A 2,908-nucleotide genomic window follows, 5' to 3' on the forward strand; every position below is an offset into this window, starting at 1 on the left:
GAACTGGGGGGTGGCACCGGGATGAATGGCGGGGCCGGGCGGATGGCGGGGCCGGGCGGATATCTGGTGCGGGTGCGGGTGCGGGGGTGCGGGTCTGATGGCGGGGCCAGGGACCGGGTGCGGGGCGGGGCGGGCGCCGGCCCCGGGTGCGTGCCGGGTGGCGGGGGCCCGGGGGCGGTGTGACGCTGGCCGGCATGACGATTCAGACCACGCGACTGAGCGACCCGGCCGTTCGCGCCTTCGTCGCCGCAGTCAACGCCCACGACCGCGAGGCCTTCCTCGCGGTCCTCGCGCCGGACGCCACCATGGCCGACGACGGGGACGACCGGGACCTCGCCCAGTGGATCGACCAGGAGATCTTCTCCTCCAACGGGCACATGGAGGTCGACAACGAGTCGAACGGGGGCCGCGCCCTCATCGCCCGCTACCGCAACGACACCTGGGGCGAGATGCGGACGCGGTGGAACTTCACCGTGGACGGGGACGGCCGGATCGCGCGGTTCGAGACCGGGCAGGCGTAGGCCGGTCCGAGTTCGAGACCGGGCAGGCGTAGCCCGGTCCGAGCAGGGCGGGACGTGCGCGGCAGCCGTCCGCCCACCGGTGCGCATCCCGCGGTCCTGCGCGGGATCCACCCCCAGCCGGTGTGACGGAACGGCTGCCGCCTCCCCCCTCGGAATGGCTGCGGGCCTTCCGAAGACCAGAGCTCCATATGTGAAGCTCTGGTGAAGGAGAGTTGAGCATAAGCCCGCCACCGGCCGCAAGAGTGCGGACCTTCGAATTCCGGTTGTGTGGATCGAGTCGGCGGGGTCTCGCGCGCCCTGCTCAGCCACGCCCCACGTACGGCATCGCCGTCGCCATGACCGTCGCGAACTGCACGTTCGCCTCCAACGGCAGCTCCGCCATGTGCCGCACCGTGCGCGCCACGTCGGCGACGTCCATCACCGGCTCGGGTGCCGTCTCCCCGTTGGCCTGGAGTGCGCCGGTCCGCATGCCGACCGTCATGTCGGTGGCCGCGTTGCCGATGTCGATCTGGCCCACCGCGATGCCGTAGGGCCGGCCGTCCAGCGACAGGGACTTGGTCAGGCCCGTCAGCGCGTGCTTGGTCGCCGTGTACGCCACCGAGTGCGGGCGCGGCGTGTGGGCCGAGACCGAGCCGTTGTTGATGATCCGGCCGCCCTGCGGGCGCTGTTCCCTCATCTGCCGGTACGCCGCCTGCGCGCACAGGAACGCCCCGTTGAGGTTGGTGTCCACCACGTGCCGCCACGCGTCGTAGGGAAGTTCCTCGACCGGCACACCGCCCGGGCCGAACGTCCCGGCGTTGTTGAACAGCAGGTCCAGCCGGCCGAAGCGGTCGCGCACGGCGGCGAACAGGGCCGCCACGTCGTCCGGCCGTGACACGTCGGCTCGCACGGAGAGCGTCGGGGTGCCGGGGGGCGCGAGCGCGGCCGTCTCCTCCAGTGGCCCGGGGCGGCGGCCGGCGAGGGCCACCGCCCAGCCCTCGCCGAGCAGTTCGACGGCGACCGCCCGGCCGATACCGGAGCCGGCGCCCGTGACGACGGCGACGCGCAGCGCCTCTTCCTTCCCGGCCTGTGCCTCGCCGGTGGTTTTCACGGTGTTCATGAGGCGGCAGCGTACGCGTGGGGGATCATGCGGAACTCATCCTCCCGACACGGTGACGACATGTTCGCGCCAAGAGGGGGTCGTGCCCGGCCCGTCGAATGCCCCTTGCACCTATCGCAAGGGGAGGAAACGGATGACATCCGCGAACCGACAGGCACAGGCACAGACACATGGACAGGCACCGGCCCCGTCCCGGCCCTCGCACGCGCCCGAACTCCGCGCCGCCGCCCGCCACCTGGGCCGCCGTCGCTTCCTGACCGTCACCGGCGCCGCCGCCGCGCTCGCGTTCTCCGTGAACCTGCCCGCCGCCGGCACCGCGAGCGCCGCCGAACTCGACGCGGCGCAGCTCACCGCCGACCCCTTCACGCTCGGCGTGGCCTCCGGCGACCCGCAGCCCGACTCCGTCCTGCTGTGGACGCGCCTGGCGCCGGCCCCGTACCAGGCCGACAGCGGGCTGCCCGCCCAACGCGTCACCGTCGGCTGGGAACTGGCCCTCGACGAACGGTTCCGCCGCGTCGTCAGACGCGGAAGCACCACCGCCCACCCCGAGTTCCACCACAGCGTGCACGTCGAGGTCGGCCACCTCGCGCCCGGCCACGTCTATCACTACCGCTTCCGCGCCGGCCGCTGGGTCAGCCCGGCCGGCCGCACCCGCACCGCGCCCGCCCGGCACAGCCGGGCCTCCGACCTCACCTTCGGCGTGGTCTCCTGCCAGAAGTACGACGAGGGCTACTACACCGCCTACCGGCACCTGGCCGAGGAGGACGTGGACGTCGTCTTCCACCTCGGCGACTACCTCTACGAGTACGCCGTCAACGACGTCGGCGGCTCCCGCGCCTACCCGGCCGGCACCCTGCCGTCCCTGTTCAAGCGCGAGACGGTGACCCTGGAGGACTACCGCCTGCGGTACGCCCTCTACAAGTCCGACCCCGACCTCAGGGCCGCGCACGCCGCGCACCCGTTCGTCGTCACCTGGGACGACCACGAGACCGAGAACAACTACGCCGGCGACACCCCGGAGAACAGCGTCCCGCCCGAGGAGTTCCTGCTCCGCCGGGCCGCCGCCTACCGCGCCTACTGGGAGAACATGCCGCTGCGCCGCCCGCAGCTCCCCGACGGCCCCGACCTGAAGCTCTACCGCCGCCTGCACTGGGGACGGCTGGCCCAGTTCGACGTGCTCGACACCCGCCAGTACCGCTCCAACCAGGCCTACGGCGACGGCTGGCAGTTCCCCGGCCCCGAGTCGGAGGACCCGAGCCGCACCATGACCGGCAGCGCCCAGGAGCGC

Annotated in this window: 3 protein-coding genes; 2 read left to right on the top strand and 1 reads right to left on the bottom strand. The window is 72.8% G+C overall.

What is annotated here, in order from left to right:
• The first annotated feature begins 194 nt into the window (after positions 1 to 194).
• Positions 195 to 521, top strand: coding sequence for a nuclear transport factor 2 family protein (locus KUM32_RS30570; RefSeq protein WP_217145212.1), 327 nt, complete (start codon positions 195 to 197; stop codon positions 519 to 521).
• 301 nt (positions 522 to 822) lie between these two features.
• On the opposite strand, the gene KUM32_RS30575 is transcribed toward KUM32_RS30570, so the two are convergent.
• Positions 823 to 1,620, bottom strand: coding sequence for an SDR family oxidoreductase (locus KUM32_RS30575; protein WP_217145213.1), 798 nt, complete (start codon positions 1,618 to 1,620; stop codon positions 823 to 825).
• 133 nt (positions 1,621 to 1,753) lie between these two features.
• Here KUM32_RS30575 and KUM32_RS30580 point away from each other — a divergent pair.
• The coding region (locus KUM32_RS30580; protein ID WP_254406376.1) for an alkaline phosphatase at positions 1,754 to 2,908 on the top strand (1,155 nt) is incomplete at its 3' end.

The sequence above is a fragment of the Streptomyces sp. AC627_RSS907 genome, from assembly GCF_019049165.1.